Origin of the sequence: Vogesella amnigena, from assembly GCF_042648905.1 — a bacterium.
In the GTDB taxonomy this organism is placed as follows: Bacteria; Pseudomonadota; Gammaproteobacteria; order Burkholderiales; family Chromobacteriaceae; genus Vogesella; species Vogesella amnigena.
Genome location: NZ_JBHRYH010000018.1, coordinates 1 through 19193, shown reverse-complemented (window position 1 = coordinate 19193; position 19193 = coordinate 1). Strand labels below are relative to the sequence as shown.

Here is a 19193-nt window from a genome sequence, read left to right as displayed (position 1 = left end):
AATCATGAGTCTGTTGCAAATCAAGAATCTGTCGGTGGAGTTCGGCAATGCGGCCAACCCCTTCCGCGCCGTGGAAGGTCTGGACCTCAGCGTCAACCAGGGCGAGATCGTCGGCATCGTTGGCGAATCCGGCTCCGGCAAATCCGTCACCATGATGGCGATGATGGGCCTGTTGGAAGGCCAGGGCCGCATCGTGGCCGACCAACTGGAGTTCGACGGCAAGAACCTGCTCACCATCAGCGCCAAAGAGCGCCGCAAGATCGTGGGCAAGGATATCGCCATGATCTTCCAGGACCCGATGACCTCACTCAACCCCAGCTACACCGTGGGCTACCAGATCATGGAAGTGCTCAAGGTGCATCAGGGCCTGCGTGGTGCCGAGCTGAAGGCGCGCGCGCTGGAGCTGATGGAGCTGGTGGAGATTCCGGCGGCCAAGACCCGGCTGGAGGCCTACCCGCACCAGCTGTCCGGCGGCATGAGCCAGCGCGTGATGATCGCGGTGGCCCTGGCCTGCAACCCCAAGCTGCTGATTGCCGATGAACCCACCACCGCGCTGGACGTCACCATCCAGGCGCAGATCATGGAACTGCTGGTCAACCTGCAGAAAGAGCGCAATATGGCGCTGATCATGATCACCCACGATCTGGCGGTGATCGCCGAAGTGGCGCACCGCGTGGCGGTGATGTACGCCGGCCAGGTGGCGGAAGAGGGCACCGTACCGCGCCTGTTCCAGCACCCGGTGCACCCGTACACCGAGGCGCTGCTGGCATCGATTCCCGAGCACAGCAAGGGCGCGCGCCGGCTGAACACCCTGCCGGGCATCGTGCCGGGCCAGTACGACCGCCCGAAAGGCTGTCTGCTGTCGCCGCGTTGCCCCTACGTGCAGGATCGCTGCCGTGCCGAGCGCCCGGCCATCACGCCGAATGCGCATGGCGCCGCCCGCTGCTTCTACCCGCTGATCGACAAGGAGGCCCAATGAGCCAGACCGTACTGCAGGCTCGCGACCTGACCCGTCACTACGAGGTGTCGCAGGGCTTCCTCAAGCCGAAGGCCATGGTAAAGGCGCTCAACGGCGTCTCGTTCGAACTCAAGGCCGGCAAGACCCTGGCCGTGGTTGGTGAATCCGGCTGTGGCAAGTCCACCCTGGCGCGCCAGCTCACCCTGATCGAAGCGCCTACCGCCGGCTCGCTGCAGCTGGCTGGCGTGGAGGTGGGCAAGGCTAGCACCGCCGAACTGAAGGCGCTGCGCAGCAAGGTGCAGATGGTGTTCCAGAACCCGTACGCCTCGCTCAACCCGCGGCAGAAGATCGGCGACCAGCTGGGCGAGCCGCTGCTGATCAACACCAAGCTAAGTGCCAGCGAGCGCGAAGCCAAGGTGCGCGCCATGATGCAGCGCGTCGGCCTGCGCCCGGAGCACTACTACCGCTACCCGCACATGTTCTCCGGCGGCCAGCGCCAGCGTATCGCCATCGCCCGCGCCATGATGCTGCAGCCGCAGATCGTGGTGGCCGACGAACCGACCTCGGCACTGGACGTGTCGATCCAGGCGCAGGTGCTGAACCTGTTCATGGATCTGCAGGAAGAGTTCAACACCGCCTACGTGTTCATCTCGCACAATCTGGCGGTGGTGGAGCACGTGGCCGACGATGTGATGGTGATGTACCTGGGCCGCGCAGTGGAAGTGGGCAGCAAGGAAGCGATCTACGCCAAGCCGCTGCACCCGTACACCAAGGCCCTGCTGTCGGCCACGCCGTCGGTACGCGAAGAAGACCGCCGCGCCAAGATCAAGATCAGCGGCGAGCTGCCAAGCCCCTTGAACCCGCCCACCGGCTGCGCCTTCCACAAGCGCTGCCCGTTTGCCACCGAGCGCTGCAGCCAGGACGTACCGCAGCTGCGCGAGCTGGCCGGGCACCAGGTGGCGTGCCACCACGCGGAAAGCATCAACGCCTGAGTGTGCTCGGCAGACTCGGGTGATTCTGCTTGCACCTGATCGCCTGGCTGGCTAGGCATGCACTACAGTACAAGCACCGGAGTGGTGAATCGCACCGCTCCGGTGCTTTTTATTCTGCATTGCAGCAAAAAGGCCTTGTCCCACCTGCCCACCACCAGTACAGTCCGCCATGACACATAGTAATAAAGGAAAGCGTCAATTGAAGCGAGCCGTCTACGCCGGAAGCTTTGACCCGGTGACCAACGGGCACTTGTGGATGATCCGTGAAGCCGTCGAGCTGTTCGACGAGCTGGTGGTGGCCATTGGTGTCAACCCGGACAAGCGTTGCACCTTCAGCGTGGATGAGCGCCTGGAGATGCTGCGGGCGGTGACGCGCGGCTTTTCCAAGCTCAAGGTCGAGGTGTTCGAGAACCAGTTCCTGGTGAACTACGCGCAGAGCATCGGTGCCAACTACATCATTCGCGGCATCCGCACCGCCAGCGATTACGAGTACGAGCGCACCATGCGCTACATCAACTCCGACCTGCACACCGACATCACCACCATCTTCCTGCTGCCGCCGCGCGAGTATGCCGAGGTGTCGTCCACCATGGTGAAGGGGCTGATGGGGCCGCAGGGCTGGGAACAGATGATCCGCCACTATGTGCCGGAGCCGGTGTATCGCAAGCTGGTAAACTACTACCAGCAACAGGTGCTGCAGCTGGACTAGCATTGTTGTCATCGTAGGGTGGGCAAAGGCCTTGGGCCGTGCCCACCGCAAGATGTTACTGGTGGGCACGCTACGCTTTGCCCACCCTACTGGCTTCATGCGGCCAACGTTGGCCGCACACTGAACACAATACGCGCCGGACACGCTCCGGCGCTTCGCATTTCCGAGGTAAATCATGGCAGACGTATCCGCCTTTGCTGGCCGTCTCTCCAAGAACTACAAGCATTACGCCAAATGGGCGAAGCGTAACGGGCTGGAAGCCTGGCGCGTGTACGACCGCGACGTGCCGCAGTTCCCGTTGATCATCGATATCTACGGCGAGCGCGTGCACCTGCAGGAATACGATACCGGCTGGCAGATTGGCGATGACGAATACGCCGACTGGATGCAGGCGGTGCAGCAGGTCATCAGCGAGATCACCGGCGTGGCAGCGGACAAGATCGCGCTGAAGGCGCGGCGCCGGCAGAAGGGCGACAGCCAGTACGAGAAAACCGGCCGCGAGGGCGAGGATTTCGTGGTGGCAGAGCAGGGGCAGCGTTTCTGGGTGAATCTGGATGCCTACCTGGACACCGGCCTGTTCCTCGACCACCGTAACACCCGTAAACGGGTGCGCGAAGAGGCTGCCGGCAAACGCTTTCTCAACCTGTTTGCCTACACCGGTAGCTTCACCGTGTATGCCGCCGCCGGTGGCGCGGTGAGCAGCGAGACGGTGGACTTGTCCAACACTTACCAGGCGTGGAGCCGCCGCAACTTCGAGCTCAACGGCCTGGATCTTGGCAAGCACGCGCTGATCCGCGACGACGTGTTCCAGTACCTGGAAGACGCCGCCTTTGCCGGCAAACAGTTCGACCTGATCGTGATGGACCCGCCCAGCTTCTCCAACAGCAAGAAGATGCAGGACGAGCTGGACGTGCAGCGCGACCACGTCAAGCTGGTGGACGGCGCCATGCGCCTGCTGGCGCCGGGCGGGGTGCTGTACTTCTCCAACAACCTGCGCAGCTTCGAGCTGAGCCCGTTGCTGGTGCAGGACTACGACGTGCGCGACATCAGCAAGCAATCGGTGCCGGAGGACTTCCGCAACAAGAAGATCCACCAGTGCTGGCGCATTGGCCATCGCGCAGGCTGAGAACCGCTTGCGCTGTGTTGCGCGCTGGCGATAGCGGCAGGCAATCGGCTAGAAAATAAAATCAATCGCGTGCCGGCTTGCGTTTTGACCGCCTCGCGCCAATTGTTCAGCCATCGGCACCCGCCGCTCATGGCGGTGCCATTGCACAAGGAATACAGCATGTCTTACGTCAACATCACCGCCGATACCTTCAACGACTACGCCGAGCGTGAAGGCATCCTGTTTCTGGATTTCTGGGCGGACTGGTGTGGCCCGTGCAAGATGTTCGGCCCGGTGTTCGAGGCAGCTGCCGCCAAGCACCCGGACATCGTGTTCGGCAAGATCGATACCGAGGCCGAGCAGGAGCTGGCGGCGCATTTCCAGATTCGTTCCATCCCCACGCTGATGGCGCTGCGGGACGGCATCGTGGTATTCCACCAGGCCGGCGCCATGATGGCCGGCCAGTTCGAGCAGCTGATCCAGGCTGTGCGCGATCTGGACATGGACAAGGTGCGGGCGGATATCGCCAGCGAACAGCAGTAAGCTAGACCTGTATGCCACCGCAACGCCGCCGCAACTCCTTGCGGCGGCGTTGGTCTTTATCTGGTTGGCCGCAGCCGCAGGCTGTCGCCGTGACTGGATGCTTACCGGAGTTTCACCATGCGCAAGCTGCTTTCTTCACTTTATTTACTGCCGGCGCTGGCCTCTGCCGCCTGTCCCGCACTGCTCAACCATCGCGTGCCGGGGCTGACCGGTGGCAGCATCGACATGTGCGCCTACCAGGGCAAGGCGGTGGTGGTGGTCAATACCGCAAGCCAGTGCGGCTTCACGCCACAGTTCAAGGGCCTGCAGACGCTGTGGCAGGACTACCGCGACAAGGGGCTGGTGGTGATCGGCTTCCCCAGCGACGATTTCTTCCAGGAGCTGGAGCAGGACAAGCAGGTGGCCAGCTTTTGCCAGGTGAACTACGGCGTGAACTTCCCGCTGGCCAGCCGCGTGCATGTGCGCGGCGATGCCGCCCACCCGCTGTACCAGGCTCTGGCCAAGGCCAGTGGCGATACGCCGAAGTGGAACTTCTACAAGTACGTGATTGCCGCCGATGGCAAGACCGTCACCGCCTTCAGCCCGCTGACCAAGCCGGATTCGCCCACCTTCATCCAGGCGGTGGAGGCGGCGCTGCCCAAGCCCTGATGCTGCCGCCGCCATGACAACAGGCTGATTGCCATTTGCCTTGCATGGCGGCAGTTCATTACCATCGCCTATCGCCGCCCCGCGGCCAACCCTTGCGCCCGAGTTTGCCCCCATTGCCATGTTCAAGCGCCTGATTACCCTGGCCGGCAGCCTGCTGCTGGCCGCCTGTGCCTCCTACCCGCCACTCACCACCAGTACCGCCCAGGTGCAGTACCGGAGCGTGCGCTTTGCCGACCTGCCCGGCTGGAGTGCCGCACTGGCTGGCGAAAGCCTGACCACGCTGCAGGACAGCTGCCGCAGCCTGCAGGGCCGGCCGCAGTGGCAGGGCATCTGCACGGACAGCCGCGCCATCGATGCGGCCAACCCGCAGGCGGTGCGCAGCTTCTACGAGAGCCGCTTCACGCCGTGGCAGCTGTCGGATAGCGGCAAGGACAGCGGGCTGATTACCGGCTACTACGAACCGCTGCTGGCCGGCAGCCGCAGCCAGTCACCGCAAACGCCCTACCCGGTGTACGGCGTGCCGACCGATCTGTATGTGCTGGACATCAGCCAGGAACAGCGTGCGCAGCCGCAGCTGGTGGCACGCCGTGGCAGCGGCAACCGCCTGCAACTGGTGCCGGGCAAAGCCGTGGCCGGTGAGGGGGAGGTCCAGATCACGCTGGCGGACTTCGTTACCGACAACCGTACCCGCGCGCTGAAGGGCCGTATCGACGGCAACCGGCTACTGCCGTACTACACCCGCGCCGAGATCGACGCGGGCAAGGGCCGCGACAAGATGCCGGTACTGGCCTGGGCGGAAGACGAAACCGAACTGTTCTTCCTGCAGGTACAGGGCTCCGGCCGCATCCAGCTGGAAGACGGCAGTTTTATCCGCGTCGGCTATGCCGACCAGAATGGCCACGGCTACAAGTCGATAGGGCGCTGGCTGGTGGATCAGGGTCAGATGCGCATCGAAGAGGTATCGATGCAGAGCATCAAGGCGTGGATTGCGGCCAACCCGCAGCGCCGCGCCGAGCTGTTTGCCGCCAACCCGAGCTATGTATTCTTCCGCCAGCTGCCGAGCAACGACCACGGCCCGCTGGGCGCGCTGGGCGTGCCGCTTACCGGCGGTTACAGCGTGGCGGTGGACCCGCGCTACATCCCGCTGGGCGCGCCGGTGTACCTGGCCACCACCTGGCCGCTGGACGGCAGCCCGGAGCCGCTTACCCGCCTGGTGCACGCGCAGGATACCGGCGGCGCCATTCGTGGCGGCGTACGTGCCGACTTCTTTTTCGGCTTTGGCGCCGAGGCCGGGATGTACGCCGGCCGCATGAAACAAAGCGGCAAGCTGTGGCTGCTGCTGCCCAATGGCATGACGCCTGCGGCCAACCCCTGAACCCGCTGTTCGCAAGGATTTCCCCATGCTTCGCCCCCGCATTATCCGCCATACCCTGCTGCTGACGCTGGCAACCCTGGTGCTGGCTGGCTGTGGCCAGCCGGAGGCACCTGTCGCCACGGCGGCCAGCGCGCCGGCGACTGCCGCGCCACGCCAGCTGTCCGCTGCCGATGTGCTCACTACCAAGGTGGCGCCGGTGGCGCAGCTGCTGCCGTTTACCGCCACCCTCAATCCGCTGCACAGCGCGGAAGTGGCGGCGCAGGCGGAAGGAACCGTGCAGCAGGTGCTGGTGCGCGAAGGCGAGCAGGTGACGCGCAACCAACTGCTGGCACGCATCGACAGCGAGGCGCTGCAGCAGCAGCTCAACGAGCAGCAGGCGCAACTGGCCAATGACGAGGCGCGGCTGAAACTGGCGCGGCTCAAGCTGGACAAGCAGCGCGAGCTGCTGCAACAGGGTTTCATTTCCAAGCTGGCTTTCGACGAAACGGAAAGCGACTACCAGGTGCGTGCCGGCGAGCTGGCGGCGCGGCGCAGCCAGCTGGCGCGCGCCCGCAAGAGCCTCAGCGAGAGCGAAGTGCGTGCGCCGATGGCCGGCACCGTGTATGCCCGCCTTACCCAGCCTGGCGAGCAGGCGTCGCGCAACCAGAAGCTGTTCGCCATTGCCGATCTGGCAGTGCTGGAAGGCGTGGCCAGCGTGCCGGCGCGGCTGGTGGGGCAGCTGAAGCCAGGCCAGCAGGCACGCTTCAGCGTGGAAGGCGTGGATGGCGAATTTCAGGCCGTGCTGGTGCGTATCAACCCGGTGGCCAATGCCGCCACCCGTACCTTCAATGTCTATCTGCGGGTGGAAAACCGCGATGGTCGCCTGAAGGCCGGTCAGTTCGCCAAGGGCGGCGTAGTGCTGGCCGAGGTGAACGATGCCATCCGCCTGCCGCTGGCGGCGGTGCACGACTTGGATGGCGCCAGCCCGTGGCTGCTGGCGGTGCGAAATGGCCGTCTGCAGCGCCAGCCGCTGCAGCTGCTGTTGCGTGCCGATAACGAACGCCAGGTAGCGGTGCGTGGCATCGCCGCCGGTGAAACGGTGTTGGCCGCACCGCTGCTGGGCCTGAAGGCCGGGGACACTGTGTCCCTGCCGTCACGCTGAGGACGTCGCCATGTGGCTAACCCGCGTCAGCGTGCAGAACCCGTATTTTGCCGCCGTGATGATGCTGCTGCTCACCGTGCTGGGGTTGTTTGCCTGGCGTAACCTGCCGGTGGAGGAGTTTCCGGACATCCGCTTTCCGGTAGCGGTGGTCATGACCAGCTACCCCGGCGCCTCGCCGGAGGTGGTGGAAAGCGATGTCACCCGCCCCATCGAGGAGGCGGTAAACACCATCAACGGCATCAAGCACATTCGTTCCTATTCTTTCGAAGGCAGCTCCACCGTGGTGGTCGAATTCGAGCTGTCCACCGATGCAACGCAGGGGCTGCAAGAGGTGCGCGACAAGGTGGGGGCGGTGCAGGGGCGGCTGCGGCGCGAGGTGAACACCCCCACCATCTCGCAGATGAACCCGAATGACGAAGCGCTGATGTCTTACACCCTCAGCGCCGCCGACAGCAGCCTGCGCGAACTCACCACCTGGGTCGACAAGGTGCTGAAAAAGCGCCTGCAAACCGTGTCCGGCGTGGGGGAAGTCAAACTGGTAGGCGAGAGCAGGCGCGAAATCCATATCGATATCGACCCTTACCGGCTGGAGGCGCTGGGCCTGTCGGTGGCCGAGGTGTCGGACGCGGTGGCCGCGGCCAACCGTGACTACCCGGCCGGGCAGGTGAGCAGCCAGCGCAACGAGCTGTCGGTGCGCGTGGCCGGCAAGCTCAAGAGCGTGGACGATTTTGCCGCGCTGGTGATCGCCAGCCGTGGCGGCAGCGACATCCGCCTGGCCGATGTGGCCAATGTGCGCGATAGCGAGGCGGAAAAGAACAGCCTGACGCTGATCGACGGCAAGCCGGGCATCGGCATCGACATCCGCGCCGCGCGTGGCGCCAACGTGGTGCAGGTGGCGGAAGGGGTGAAGCGGGTACTGGACGAATACCGGCCGCAGGCGCCGGCCGGCACGGTGGTGAACCTTACCTACGATAAGTCGCAGGAGGTAAAGAACTCGCTGCACGAGGTGCAGAAAACCCTGCTGGAAGGCGCCTTGCTTACCGTGCTGATCGTGTTCCTGTTCCTGGGCAGCTGGCGCAGCACGGTGATTACCGGCCTGACGCTGCCGATCTCGATGATAGGCACGCTGTTCGCGCTGCAGGCGATGGGCTTTTCGCTGAACCTGATGACGCTGATGGCGCTGTCGCTGTCGGTGGGGCTGCTGATCGACGACGCCATCGTGGTGCGCGAGAACATCGTGCGCCACGCCAACCTGGGCAAGGGCCACTTCCAGGCGGCGCTGGACGGCACCAACGAGATCGGCCTGGCGGTGCTGGCCACCACGCTTACCATCGTGGCGGTGTTCCTGCCGGTAGGCTTCATGGGCGGCATCATCGGCAAGTTCTTTCACCAGTTCGGCCTGGCGGTAACGGTGGCGGTGCTGATCTCGCTGTTCGTATCGTTCACGCTGGACCCGATGCTGTCGTCGATCTGGCATGACCCGCACCGCCACGGCGACCATCACAAGGGGCCGGTGGGGCGGCTGCTGGACTGGTTCGAAACCTCGCTGGATCGCCTGGCGCAGGGGTATGTGGCGGTAATCCGCTGGGCGCTGGCGCATCGCAAGACCGTGTTGGCCGCAGCCATCGCGCTGACGGTGGGCAGCTTCCTGCTGGTGCCCATTGTGGGCGGGGAATTCCTGCCGCGTGCCGACAAGGGCGAGTTCCGGCTCAGCTTCAAGACCGCTGCCGGCTCCACGCTGGAATACACCGAGCAGAAGGCGCGCGAGGTGGAGACGCGGCTGCGCACGCTGCCGGAGGTGCGCAGCGTGGATACCAAGATTGGTGGTGGCAGCTTTGGCGCCGGTCGCAACCAGGCCAACCTCACCGTGAATGTGGGCGACAAGCAGCAGCGCGAGCGCGACCTGTTCCAGCTGATGGCGGCAGCGCGGCAGCAGGTGGCGCAGGTTGCCGGCATCGAACTGGATTCGGTGGAAGAAACCGGCAAGCATGGCCCGCCGGGCAAGCCGGTGAATCTCGGCATCCGCGGCAGCGATCTGGCGGCGCTGGAGCGCGCCAGCGGTGACATCATGGCGCGGTTGCGGCAGATCAAGGGTGTCAGCGATGTGCAGTCCAGCCTCAACGATGCCGACCCGGCGCTGAACCTGCAGGTGGAGCGCGATGCCGCCGCCACGCTGGGCGTGGACCTGGCGCGGGTGGGCAATACTGTGTCGGCGCTGCTGGGCGGCAGTACCGTCACGCAGTGGGAGGCGCCGGATGGCGAAAACTACGATGTACGGCTGCAGGTGCCGCGCGACGCGCGGGTGGAAGAGCTGCTGGACGTGCTGACGGTGCCGGGCAAGCGCGCCGACAGCGGCGAGGCGCAGATGGTGCCGCTGTCGCAAGTCACTCGCATGCTGCCGGCCAGTAGCCCGCGCCAGATCGAGCGTACCGACCTGATGCGCGAGATCGGCATCAGCGCCAACATCAGCGGCCGTGGCAGCAGCGAAGTGTTTGCCGACATCGACCGCATGCTGCAAGGGGTGCAGCTGCCGGCCGGCGTGCTGCTGGCGCAGCAGGGCGAGCGCCAGGACATGCAGGAATCGCTGAGCTACGCGGTGCAGGCGCTGGCCATGGGCGTGGTGTTCATCTACCTGATCCTGGCGGCGCAGTTCCGCAGCTTCACGCTGCCGGTCACCATCATGGTGGCGCTGCCGCTATCGTTTGTCGGCGTGTTCGTGGCGCTGCTGCTGTTCGGCTCCACGCTGAACATGTTCTCGGTGATCGGCATCATCATGCTGATGGGGCTGGCCTCCAAGAACGGCATCCTGCTGGTGGACTTCATCAACCACAGCCGCCGCGAGGGCATGGCACGCGAGGAGGCCATCATCGAGGCCGGCCGCGTGCGGCTGCGTCCGATCATGATGACCAGCCTGGCGATGATCTTCGGCATGCTGCCGCTGGCGCTGGCCAGCGGTGCCGGCTCCGAAACGCAGCGGCCGATGGCGCATGCCATCATCGGCGGCATGGTGACCTCCACCGTGCTGACGCTGATCGTACTGCCGGTGGTGTACACCTACCTGGATGGCCTGCGCATGCGTATCCGCCGCCTGCTGGCGCGGCTGTCCGGCCAGAAGGTGGCGGCGCCGCATTGAGCTGGCGCCGCGCCAAAGCACAAGGCCGCTGCATGGCAGCGGCCTTGTGCTTTGCGGGTGGACTGGCAGCGGCCCTTGCGGCCAGCCTTACTGCTTCACGTACACCACCTGTGCCGGCATCGGCGCCGGGAAGGCCTCGCTGCCCAGGGCATCGCGCAGCAACTGGTTGCTGTCGAAATACACCTGCCAGTAGTGGTCGTTGTGGCAGTACGGGCGTACCGCCAGTACCGGCCCCACCAGGTTGAACTCCAGTATCGCCACTTCCACTGCCGGCTCGGCCAGCACATTGGGAATGCTTGCCAGCCGCTGGCGTAGCAGGGCGATGGCGGCGTCCACATCGGCGGCGCCGGCCAGCTGGGCTTTCAGTTCCACGCGGCGGTGCGGGTTGCTGCTGAAGTTCTGGATGGTGTCGCCCAGTATCTTGCCGTTGCCCACCATGGTCAGCACGTTGTCCGGGGTGTTGAAGGCAGTGGTGAACAGGCCGATTTCCTTCACCGTGCCGGTAACGCCGCCCGCGGTAACGAAATCCCCCACCTTGAACGGCCGCAGCACAATCAGGAACACCCCGGCGGCGAAGTTGGACAGCAGGCCGGACCAGGCCATGCCGATGGCCACGCCGGCGGCGGCGAACAGTGCGGCGAAGGTGGTGGTCTGGATGCCGAAGTAGCCGAGGATGCCGACGATCAGCATCACGTTCAGCGTTACGTTGATGGTGGTGCCAAGGTAGCGCATCACCGTGGCGTCCACGTGCTGACGCTCCAGTGCGCGCTGGATCAGGTTGCCGACCTTGGCGATCAGCCAGCGGCCGATGATCCAGAACGCCAGTGCCGACAGCAGCGTGCCGCCGATACTGAAGGCGTAGTCGGTGGCCACTTGCTGCCAGTGCGAGAAGTTGAGCTCGTTCATGATGCTTCCTTGCGGTGAGTGACTCCTGCAGTCAAGCACATGGCATGCCGCGGCTCAAGGCTGTTGTCATGGATACTGGCAGTAAAAAGTGTGCAGCTGTTGTGCTCACATCAAGGCAGGCGGCAGGGGGCGGGGTATAATGCGGCCAACTTTTTTGCCGAAAACCGCCATGACCACCCTGCAAAACGATACTTTCCTGCGTGCGCTGCTGAAGCAGCCGGTTGAATACACCCCGATCTGGATGATGCGCCAGGCTGGTCGCTACCTGCCGGAATATCGCGCTACCCGCGCGCGCGCCGGCAGCTTCATGGGCCTGTGCACCAGCCCGGACTACGCTACCGAAGTCACCCTGCAGCCGCTGGAGCGCTTCCCGCTGGATGCGGCGATTCTGTTCTCCGACATCCTCACCGTACCGGACGCCATGGGCCTGGGTCTGTACTTTGCCGAAGGCGAAGGCCCCAAGTTCGAGCGCAACCTGCGTGAGGAAACCGCCGTGCTGGCGCTGCAGCCGGCACCGCTGGAAAAGCTGCAGTACGTGTTCGACGCGGTGAGCAGCATCCGCAAGGCGCTGAACGGTCGCGTGCCGCTGATCGGTTTTTCCGGCAGCCCGTTCACCCTGGCCTGCTACATGGTGGAAGGTGGCGGTTCGGATGACTTCCGTCACATCAAGGGCATGCTGTACAGCCGCCCGGATCTGCTGCACCGCATCCTGGACGTGACCGCGACTTCGGTAACCGCTTACCTGAACGCGCAGATCGATGCCGGCGCGCAGGCGGTGCAGATTTTCGATACCTGGGGCGGCGCGCTCAGCCATGCGGCGTACAAGGAGTTCTCGCTGGCCTACATGCAGCGCATCATCGCCGGCCTCAAGCGCGAGGCCGACGGCCGCCGCGTGCCGGTGATCGTGTTCACCAAGAATGGCGGCCAGTGGCTGGAAGACATCGCCGCCATCGGCGCCGACTGCGTGGGCCTGGACTGGACTACCGATATCGGCCAGGCGCGTGCGCGCGTTGGCGACAAGGTGGCACTGCAGGGCAACTTCGATCCCAATGCGCTGTTCGGCAGCCCGGCGGCGATCGAGGCCGAGGCTGGTCGCATCCTGGCCGCCTACGGCCACGGCTCCGGCCATGTGTTCAACCTGGGGCACGGCATCTCGCAGCATGCCAACCCGGAACACGCAGCCGCGCTGGTGGCTGCGGTACACAAACTGTCGCGCCAATACCACGTGTAAAACCGGGCTTTCGGACAGGGCGGCCACCCGCAAGGGGTGGCCGTTTTGCTTGCGGCCGGAGTGCCTTGATCTGGGGGCTTGACAGTGCTGCCGGCTGTTGATCCTGCAGTTATGCACACCAAAACCGGGCAAAGCACCAATCTGTCAAGCTTTGACGCCAGAAAAATGTGCATTCTGCTAAATTGCTGATTTTAAAAGAATTATTTTTCAGATTAATTTTTGAGCAATCTAACGGCAAAGCCGCGCCGATGCGCTTTTTGCCAGTTTGCATACAGCTTGTGCACAAAGTTATCCACAGCATTTGTGCACAGATTGCGCCAAGCCGCGCCAGTGCTGGCTTGGCGGCCAGATAGGGGAAAGACGTGCCTTCGACGGTGATCTGCGTATGGCTGGATGTGCCCCTGCGTGGGGCATTTTCCTACCTGCACGATGCGCCTCTGCCAAGCGGCCAGCGGGTGCTGGTGCCGTTCGGCAATCGCCAGATGTGCGGGGTGGTGGACAACAGTGTGACGCCGGATACCATTGCCCCGGAAAAGCTCAAGCCAGTGCTGCAGGTATTCGACGCGCTGCCGCCCTTGCCGGAAAGCCTGCTGGCCCAGGTACGCTTTGCCGCCCGCTACTACCTGCATCCGCAGGGGCAGGCGCTGTTCACCGCGCTGCCCACCATGCTGCGCGAGCCGCGCGATGTGCGCTTGCCGGATCGCGCCTGTTACCAGCTCAGCGCCCAGGGCCTGGCGCAGCCGCCGGCGGCGCGCAGCACGGCGAAGCTGGCGCTGTGGCAGGCGCTGCACGAGCCGCAGGATCGCGACGCGTTGCGCAAGGTGCATGCGCAGGCTGCTGCCTATCTCAAGGCCGGTCTTGCCAGCGGCGACATTGCCGAGGTGCCGTGGCAGGCGCCGGAACTGCAAGTGGCTGGCGAGCTGGCGCTCAACGCCGAGCAGCAACTGGCGGTGGACAGCGTGGCGGCCAGCCTGGACGGCTTTGCCCCCTTCCTGCTGCACGGCATCACCGGCAGCGGCAAGACCGAGGTCTACCTGCAACTGATCGCCAGGGTGCTGGCCGCCGGCCGCCAGGTACTGGTGGTGATTCCGGAAATCAACCTTACCCCGCAGCTGATCGACCGCTTCGCACGCCGCTTCCCGGCCACGAAGATCGTTTGCCTGCACAGCAACCTGGCCGACGGCGAGCGGCTGGAAGGCTGGTGTGACGGCTGGCTGGGCCGCGCCGGCATCGTCATCGGCACCCGGCTGGCGGTGTTCACCCCGCTGCCGCGGCTGGGGCTGGTGATCGTGGACGAGGAGCATGACGGCTCGTTCAAGCAGCAGGACGGCCTGCGCTATCACGCGCGGGATCTGGCGGTGTGGCGTGCCCACACTGCCGGTGTGCCGGTGCTGCTGGGCAGCGCCACGCCCAGCCTGGAAACCGTGGCCAATGCCGAGGCCGGGCGCTATCGCAAGCTTGTCCTTAACCAGCGTGCGCACGGCAGTGCCAGCCTGCCGCAGGTGGGGCTGGTGGATATCCGCCGCCAGAAACTGGTGGAAGGGTTGGCCGCACCGGTGCTGGAAGTGCTGCAGCAGACGCTGGAGCGGCGCGAACTGAGCCTGGTGTTCATCAACCGCCGTGGCTATTCGCCGGTGCTGGCTTGTACCGGCTGCGGCTGGACCTCGGTGTGCAAGCACTGCAGCGCGCGCATGGTGCTGCACCTGAGCGCCCGCCAGCTGCGTTGCCACCACTGCGGCGCCTGCGAACGCATACCGCTGCAGTGCCCGTCCTGCGGCAACCCGGACGTGCAACCGCTGGGCGAGGGCACGCAGCGGCTGGAGTCCGCGCTGCAGCGCATGCTGCCAGAGGCGCGCATCCTGCGCATCGACCGCGACAGCACCAGTAGCAAGGCGGCGTGGGATGCCATCTACCAGCGGGTGCATGCCGGCGAGGTGGATATCCTGGTGGGAACGCAGATGCTGGCCAAGGGTCATGATTTTGGTGCGCTGTCGCTGGTAACGGTACTCGGCAGCGATGGCGGGCTGTATTCGGCGGACTTCCGCGCCGGCGAGCGGCTGTTCGCGCAGCTGATGCAGGTGGCCGGACGCGCCGGACGCGCCGGTGTGCCGGGGCGGGTGCTGGTGCAGACGCAGTGGCCGGAGCATCCGCTGTACCAGGCGTTGCAGCGCCACGATTTCGACGGCTACGCCGCCGCCATGCTGCAGGAGCGGCGCGAGGCGGGTTTCCCGCCGGCCGGCTTCCAGGTGCTGTTGCGTGCCGACGCGCCGGCCTATGCCGATGCCGAGACTTTTCTGAATTCCCTGCTGGCGCAGCTGGGCGAGCTGCCGGCCGGTCTTAATATGTTCGGCCCGGCGCCGGCGCTGATGGTGCGCCTCGCCGGGCGCGAACGCGCGCAACTTACCTTCGAGGCCGAACAACGCGCCGTGCTGCATGGCTGGCTGCGTGCGCAGCTACCCTTGATTGAGCAGCTGGCGCGCAAGGCCGCACGCGGCATGCGCTGGTCGCTGGATGTCGATCCGCTGGAGATGTAATGAAACGACTTTTACTGCTGTTGGCCGTGTTGGCCGCACCGCTGTACGCGGCGGCACCGGCTGGTTTCAACAATGACGAGATCGCGCTGTGGGCGGCGCCGGTGGAAGGCGCCGGCGTGTTCGACGCACATCGCGCCGACGAGGCGGTGAACCCGGCCTCCACCATGAAGCTGCTCACCAGCTGGGCGGCGCTCAGCCGGCTGGGGCCAAACTTCCGCTGGCAGACCGAATTCAAGACCACCGCGCCGCTGCAGGATGGCGTGCTGCAGGGAGATCTGTACTGGCAGGCCAGTGGCGACCCGCGGCTGGACAGCGCGCGGCTTACCGAAATGCTGCGCCAGCTGCGCCTACGCGGGGTGCGGGATATTGCCGGCAAGCTGGTGCTGGACCAGAGCGCCTGGCAGGGCCTGGGTACAGCGGACGGCTTTGGCGGCGATGCCGACCGGGTGTTCACCGTGGCACCGCATACCCACCAGCTGAACCTGAAAGTGGCCTGGCTGCGTTACTACTTCGAGAACGGCCAGCCGCAGGTGGTGCTCGACCCACCGCTGCCGGGCATCAGCATCGATAACCGGCTGCAGGCCGGCAGCGGCAGCAGCTGCGGCGATGTGCGCCGCTATGCCGCCATCACGCAACAAGGCGGCGACCGGCTGCGTGTCAGCGGCAGCTTGCCACCCGGCTGCGACGGTGCGGCCAACTTCGTGAACCTGCTGGACAGCAACGAGTTTGCGCAGCAGGCGTTTGCCGCGCTGTGGCAGCAGCTGGGCGGCAGCGGCCCGCGCGGCATGCGCATTGCCAGCACCCCGGCACAGGCACGCAGCCTGCTGCGGCTGCCGTCTGCCGACACCCTGGCCGGCGTGCTGGTGGATGTGAACAAGTACAGCAACAACACTATGGCGCGCAGCGTGCTGCTGACACTGGGCGCGCAGTACCCGGCCAGCGGCAACACCTTTGCCGATGGCGAGCGCGTACTGCGCGGCCTGCTGGCCGAGCGTGGCCTGCCGCAGCAGCCGCTGCTGCTGGAAAACGGCGCCGGCCTGTCGCGGCGCGAGCGGGTGAGCGCCCACTTGCTGGGCGAGGTGCTGCGCGATGCGCTGCGCGGCCCCTACGGGCCGGAGCTGGCGGCCAGCCTGCCGCTGGCCGGCGAGGACGGCACGCTGAAGAAACGCCTCGGCGAGATAGGCGGCAATCTGCGGCTGAAGACCGGTTCGCTGGACAAGGTGCGCGCGCTGGCCGGCTACTGGCAGGCGCCATCCGGCCAGCGGCTGGTGATCGTCGCCATCGTCAATTCCGCGCGCGCCGAGCAACTGACGCCGCAACTGGATGCCGCAGTGGCGGCGGTGGTGGCGCGCTATCAGGCAAGGTTGGCCGCAAGCCCGGCTGGCGGCTTATAATCGACCCACTTTTTTGCAGGAAAACAGCATGCAACCCGTCACCATGTACACTACCGCGGTTTGCCCGTACTGCATCCGCGCCAAGCAATTGCTGAGCAGCAAGGGCGTCAGCGGCATCAATGAGATCCGCATCGATCTGGACCCGACCGAGCGTGAAAAGATGATGAGCATCACCGGCCGTCGCACCGTGCCGCAAATCTTCATCGGCGATACCCACGTTGGTGGCTTCGACGATCTGGCCGCGCTGAACAGCGCCGGCAAGCTGGACCCGCTGCTGGCCGGCTGAGCGGTACGACCGGCATATTTTCATGCGATGATGCATGTCAGGCTGGCAGGCCCATATGACACGGCTGGCCGCCAAGCACTTCAACCCCGCACCTGCCAGGTGCATTCGAGATAGCAGAACATGAGCGAACAACAACAGCTGGAACCGGTTTTCTCCATCGAAAAGATCTACGTGAAGGACCTGTCCTTCGAAATCCCGCATGCCCCGCAAATCTTCCTGGAACAGGAACAGCCGGAAATCGACATGCAGCTGGCCAACAGCGGTCAGCAACTGGATGACGGCATTTTCGAATCCGGTATCACCATCACCGTTACCGCCAAGCTGGGCGACAAGACCATGTTCCTGTGCGAAGTGACCCAGGCCGGCATTTTCCAGATCCGCAACGTACCGGCAGAAGACATCGACCCGATCCTGGGCGTGGCCTGCCCGAACATCCTGTTCCCGTACGCCCGCGAAGCGGTATCCAACCTGGTAAGCCGTGCCGGCTTCCCGCCGGTGCTGCTGTCGCCGATCAACTTCGAAGCCCTGTACATGCAGCAGCGTGCAGCCCAGGCTGAAGCCGGCAACGCCTGATTGCCGCCATGAAGCGACATCTGCTTGTTGCTGCCGCCGTACTGTCCAGCCTGGCCAGTACGGCGTTTGCGCTGGAATTCCGCTCGGTGAAGGAAACCGGCGTCGCGCTGTACGAGGCGCCGACGCTGACCGCGAAAAAACTGTTCGTGGTAAGCCGCTACTACCCGGTGGAAGTGTTGTCCACGCAAAAGGACTGGTCGCGGGTGCGTGACGCCACCGGCGGTATCGCCTGGATTCCCGGCGCCGCGCTGTCCAGCCGCCGCACCCTGCTGGTGGTGGCCGACCGTCTGCCGGTGCGCGCTGCCGCCGACGACAAGGCCGGGGTAGTGTTCTGGGCCGAGAAGGACCTGGTGCTGGACATGGCCGACGCGCCGCAGAGCAGCTGGGTCAAGGTCAAGCACCGCGACGGTACGACTGGCTACGCCAAAATTGGCGGCCTGTGGGGGCTGTAAACACATGCGTATAACCGTAGTGGGCGCCGGCGCCTGGGGCACGGCACTGGCCATCGCCTTCAGCCGCCAGCATGAAGTCACGCTGTGGGGGCGCGATGCCGCGCAGATGGTGGACATGCAGGCCAACCGCCTGAATCGTCGCTACCTGCCGGATTGCCCGTTGCCGGAGCGCTTGCATCTGTCCGCCGACCTTTCCGAGGCGGTGGTGGGCGTAGAGCTGGTGCTGGTGGTGACGCCGATTGCCGGCTTGCGGCCAACCCTGAAGGAGCTGGCGCGCCTGCGCGTGGATGCTCCGCTGCTGTGGGCGTGCAAGGGTTTCGAGGCGGGCTCCAGCCTGCTGCCGCACCAGGTGGTGGCCGAGGAGTTTCCGCGCCTGAAAACCATCGGCGTGCTGTCCGGGCCGAGTTTTGCCAAGGAAGTGGCGCAGGGGCTGCCGGCGGCGGTATCGCTGGCATCGGAAAACTACGCCTTTGCCCGCGACTTTGCCCGCGAGCTGCACAGCCCGCTGCTGCGCATCTACGCCAACGACGACCTGGTAGGCGTCGAGGTGGGCGGGGCGGTGAAGAACGTGATGGCGATTGCCACCGGCGTGGCCGACGGCCTGGGCTTCGGCATGAATGCCCGCGCCGCGCTGATCACCCGTGGTCTGGCCGAAATCACCCGGCTGGCCATGGCGCTGGGCGGCAGCCAGCAGAGCATGCTGGGGCTGTCCGGCGTGGGCGACCTGATCCTGACCTGCACCGGTGCGCTGTCGCGCAACCGCCAGGTTGGCCTCAAGCTGGCGGAGGGCAAGTCGCTGCAGACCATCCTGCAGGAGCTGGGGCATGTGGCCGAAGGCGTGCCAACCGCGCGCGAGGTGCTGAAGATGGCCGAGCGGCTGCAGGTGGACATGCCGATCACCGCCGCGGTGTGCGAGCTGCTGTATCACCAGGCTACGCCGCAAAGCGTGGTGGAAAGCCTGCTGGGGCGCACGCCCAAGCCGGAGTTCGGCAACGGCTGATGCTGCTGGGCACCCTGCTGGTAAAGAAAAAAGGCACCCTCGGGTGCCTAATGCCGTTCACTTAAGCAAGTGGACGGCATTTTTCATGGTGCGAATCTTGCTCATATTCCGGCCAAGTTAACTCTGACACTCTGGCTCCAATGGTTGGCAAGGCCCACAAACACCCTGATTTCACTGCACTTTCTCAACAGATTGATCCCGAATGGATCACTC

The 19193-nt window shown here is 65.1% G+C and carries 17 protein-coding genes; 16 read left to right on the top strand and 1 reads right to left on the bottom strand.

Annotated features, from left to right (window positions below; genetic code table 11):
- Positions 1–4: 4 nt before the first annotated feature.
- The 9 genes from ACFOKJ_RS08600 to ACFOKJ_RS08560 all read left to right on the top strand — a co-directional run bounded on the left by ACFOKJ_RS08600 (position 5) and on the right by ACFOKJ_RS08560 (position 10604).
- Positions 5–979, top strand: coding sequence for an ABC transporter ATP-binding protein (locus ACFOKJ_RS08600; protein WP_390278629.1), 975 nt, complete (start codon positions 5–7; stop codon positions 977–979).
- A complete protein-coding gene (locus ACFOKJ_RS08595; protein WP_390278627.1) occupies positions 976–1950 on the top strand; it encodes a peptide ABC transporter ATP-binding protein in 975 nt (324 codons plus the stop codon). The genes ACFOKJ_RS08600 and ACFOKJ_RS08595 overlap by 4 nt, the downstream gene beginning before the upstream one ends.
- A 169-nt stretch (positions 1951–2119) precedes the next feature.
- Positions 2120–2659 carry a pantetheine-phosphate adenylyltransferase gene (gene coaD, locus ACFOKJ_RS08590; protein ID WP_390278625.1) on the top strand — a complete coding sequence of 180 codons (540 nt, stop codon included), beginning with the start codon at positions 2120–2122 and terminating at the stop codon, positions 2657–2659.
- Between the two features lie 175 nt (positions 2660–2834).
- Positions 2835–3785: a class I SAM-dependent methyltransferase gene (locus ACFOKJ_RS08585; RefSeq protein WP_390278622.1), complete on the top strand. Its 951-nt coding sequence runs from the start codon at positions 2835–2837 to the stop codon at positions 3783–3785.
- A 159-nt stretch (positions 3786–3944) separates the two neighbouring features.
- The gene (gene trxA, locus ACFOKJ_RS08580) at positions 3945–4307 is read left to right on the top strand and encodes a thioredoxin (protein ID WP_390278619.1); all 363 of its coding nucleotides are present in this window, start codon (positions 3945–3947) and stop codon (positions 4305–4307) included.
- Between the two features lie 117 nt (positions 4308–4424).
- Entirely contained in the window at positions 4425–4955 is a 531-nt protein-coding gene (locus ACFOKJ_RS08575; protein WP_390278617.1) for a glutathione peroxidase, read from the top strand.
- A 118-nt stretch (positions 4956–5073) separates the two neighbouring features.
- Positions 5074–6330: a murein transglycosylase A gene (gene mltA / locus ACFOKJ_RS08570; RefSeq protein WP_390278614.1), complete on the top strand. Its 1257-nt coding sequence runs from the start codon at positions 5074–5076 to the stop codon at positions 6328–6330.
- Between the two features lie 25 nt (positions 6331–6355).
- Positions 6356–7471, top strand: a complete 1116-nt coding sequence (locus tag ACFOKJ_RS08565; protein ID WP_390278612.1) for an efflux RND transporter periplasmic adaptor subunit — start codon at positions 6356–6358, stop codon at positions 7469–7471.
- Positions 7472–7481: 10 nt separating this feature from the next.
- Entirely contained in the window at positions 7482–10604 is a 3123-nt protein-coding gene (locus ACFOKJ_RS08560; RefSeq protein WP_390278610.1) for an efflux RND transporter permease subunit, read from the top strand.
- Between the two features lie 87 nt (positions 10605–10691).
- Here the strand turns inward: ACFOKJ_RS08560 and ACFOKJ_RS08555 are convergent, their stop codons facing one another.
- On the bottom strand, positions 10692–11510 hold the full coding sequence (locus tag ACFOKJ_RS08555; protein WP_390278608.1) for a mechanosensitive ion channel family protein: 819 nt from the start codon (positions 11508–11510) through the stop codon (positions 10692–10694).
- A gap of 169 nt (positions 11511–11679) precedes the next feature.
- On the opposite strand from ACFOKJ_RS08555, the gene hemE reads away from it, so the two are divergent.
- The 7 genes from hemE to ACFOKJ_RS08520 all read left to right on the top strand — a co-directional run bounded on the left by hemE (position 11680) and on the right by ACFOKJ_RS08520 (position 18980).
- On the top strand, positions 11680–12741 hold the full coding sequence (hemE, locus tag ACFOKJ_RS08550; RefSeq protein WP_390278606.1) for a uroporphyrinogen decarboxylase: 1062 nt from the start codon (positions 11680–11682) through the stop codon (positions 12739–12741).
- A gap of 362 nt (positions 12742–13103) precedes the next feature.
- Positions 13104–15275, top strand: a complete 2172-nt coding sequence (locus ACFOKJ_RS08545) for a primosomal protein N' (RefSeq protein ID WP_390278604.1) — start codon at positions 13104–13106, stop codon at positions 15273–15275.
- Positions 15275–16669 carry a D-alanyl-D-alanine carboxypeptidase/D-alanyl-D-alanine endopeptidase gene (dacB, locus tag ACFOKJ_RS08540; RefSeq protein WP_390278602.1) on the top strand — a complete coding sequence of 465 codons (1395 nt, stop codon included), beginning with the start codon at positions 15275–15277 and terminating at the stop codon, positions 16667–16669. The genes ACFOKJ_RS08545 and dacB overlap by 1 nt, the downstream gene beginning before the upstream one ends.
- 28 nt (positions 16670–16697) lie before the next feature.
- On the top strand, positions 16698–16955 hold the full coding sequence (grxC, locus tag ACFOKJ_RS08535) for a glutaredoxin 3 (protein ID WP_390278601.1): 258 nt from the start codon (positions 16698–16700) through the stop codon (positions 16953–16955).
- Positions 16956–17075: 120 nt separating this feature from the next.
- Positions 17076–17528, top strand: a complete 453-nt coding sequence (gene secB, locus ACFOKJ_RS08530; RefSeq protein WP_390278599.1) for a protein-export chaperone SecB — start codon at positions 17076–17078, stop codon at positions 17526–17528.
- A gap of 8 nt (positions 17529–17536) precedes the next feature.
- Positions 17537–17980: an SH3 domain-containing protein gene (locus tag ACFOKJ_RS08525; protein WP_390278597.1), complete on the top strand. Its 444-nt coding sequence runs from the start codon at positions 17537–17539 to the stop codon at positions 17978–17980.
- 4 nt (positions 17981–17984) lie between these two features.
- Positions 17985–18980 carry an NAD(P)H-dependent glycerol-3-phosphate dehydrogenase gene (locus ACFOKJ_RS08520; RefSeq protein WP_390278594.1) on the top strand — a complete coding sequence of 332 codons (996 nt, stop codon included), beginning with the start codon at positions 17985–17987 and terminating at the stop codon, positions 18978–18980.
- Positions 18981–19193 lie beyond the last annotated feature (213 nt).